Annotated in this window: 1 protein-coding gene and 1 pseudogene; one reads left to right on the forward strand and one right to left on the reverse strand. The window is 38.3% G+C overall.

The features are described from left to right. Positions 1-139 precede the first annotated feature (139 nt). Positions 140-1,201 (reverse strand): annotated as a pseudogene (locus tag H1P_RS32960) (AAA family ATPase); the annotation flags it as partial. Between the two features lie 262 nt (positions 1,202-1,463). Here H1P_RS32960 and H1P_RS32965 point away from each other — a divergent pair. After that, the coding region (locus H1P_RS32965; protein ID WP_186376294.1) for a transposase at positions 1,464-2,034 on the forward strand (571 nt) is incomplete at its 3' end.

The following is a 2,034-nucleotide window of genomic DNA, read 5'->3' on the forward strand; positions in this document are numbered from 1 at the left end:
TCGCTTTTCGGAATTTTTCTTTTTAGGAAAAATATCTTGAAATAGCTTCCACTCTAGGTCATTTAATCCCTCAAATTTGCCTGGCATCTTCAGTCGTTTAGTTACAACCTTCTTATTTTATCTATTAATTATTAGTGGGATAGGTTCTTCTAGAAGTACCAGAATCCCCATCTACACCACTACTAATATTACCAAACGCCTTATCAATCTCATCTATCCATAATACACAGGGGGCAATAGCCTCAGCAATAGCAATCATCTGTCTGACACGACTTTCACTTTCCCCGACAATTCCCCCAAATAAACGCCCCGTATCCAAACGCAGCAGGGGTAAACGCCATTCATGGGCGATGGTTTTTGCCGAGAGAGATTTACCCGTACCCTGAATACCTGCGAGTAAGACTCCTTTAGGATTGGGGATACCATAATTCCGCGCTTCTTCTGTAAAAGCATCCTGGCGCATCTTTACCCATTGCTTGAGATTTTCTAAACCACCAACACTTTTTAACGATTCGGAAGTAGTAAAAAATTCCAAAATACCAGTCTGACGAATAGTTTGTTTCTTCTCTTCTAATACTCCATCAATATCCGACTCGTTTACCTGTTGTTTGGCTGCTAAGGCTTTAGCTAATACCCGTTGAATTCGCGCCCTACTCAACCCCTGACAGGCTTTTACCAGTTGTTCTCGCGCCAACCCCATTACTTTTAATTTTTCTGGTACGACTAATTGAGTAATCAGGTAATCTATCTCTTGAGCATCGGGTAAAGGAAAATCAATCACCGTTACTTCTTCTGCAAACTCTTCTGGTATCTCTAAAGCATGACTGGTGAGAATTAACGTCTTGCGACTGCGCTTTAATTCCTTCGTTAAATTCTTAATTTCCCGAATAACTGGAGCATTGCGATCGCTTTGGGGATTTTTTAAGATAAAATGTAAGTCTCGCAGTACAAAGATCGTATTGTCGTTACTATCAGCCTTCCCTACTCTTCCTAAAGCTGCCATCACCGAACCTTTATCACCGCCATTATTATCCCATCCCCGCACGATATCCCAAATAGCAATCTTGCGTTTGGGTTGAGATAATTCCGCAACTAAATTGAGAACTTCATCAATGGGTTCTTCTTCTACGGAAACGATATAGAGTAGGGGATAACGCGCCCTCAGCATCAAATCCAATTCTCGAACTACATTATCCCGCATTTCTCACAAATAAGGCGATCGCTATAAGTAGAAGCCCGATCAAGTTTAGGTTTAACCCTGCTGTTCACGGCTGCTGTCAAACGACAGTCTGTTGTTTGAGTTATAGTCTGGATCAGAATCAATTAGAGTTTGAACAAAAAGCAATTTAGTTGGCATAATATTGGAAGCAAATATATTTAGTTTTACTCTACATTTTTCTCTATAAATAAGTTAAAAAACCGATATAATTTAAGGATCAAAACAATTATATTTTATCTATTAAATGACTCCAAGCTCCACAAGTTTTATCCCAAATCAACTAAATTTTGGAAGTCTAAAAGGAAGAAAAGTAATAGCTGATTTCAGTGGAGGAATAATCACGTCAGACGCAGGAATCATCTTAATGGCAGAGTTGGATAAAAAGCTAAAAATTACTTCTCGTTTCGCGGAATGTTTTCGAGATTATCGCGACTCATCCTATGTAGATTATTCAGTATATCAATTATTAGCACAAAGGGTTTATGGCATTGTTTTAGGTTACGAAGATGTTAATGATCATGATAAATTACGCTACGATCCAGCCTTGGCAATTGCCCTAGGAAAACTGAACTTTATTGAATCAAATCAAAGAATTTTAGCGGGAAAAAGTACAATTAACCGACTAGAATATTGTCCCAAAACAATTATAAATCAGAAAGAAAGTCGTTACCATAAAATAGAAGCTGACGAACAAGCAATTGAAAAAGCTAGGGGGGAGATATTTCTCTCATCCTATAAAAAGCCACCTAGAGAAATTATTTTAGACATGGATGTAACTGATGACCAAGTTCACGGAAATCAAGAAGGAGCTTTTT

This window comes from Hyella patelloides LEGE 07179 (assembly GCF_900659865.1).
Taxonomy (GTDB): domain Bacteria; phylum Cyanobacteriota; class Cyanobacteriia; order Cyanobacteriales; family Xenococcaceae; genus Hyella; species Hyella patelloides.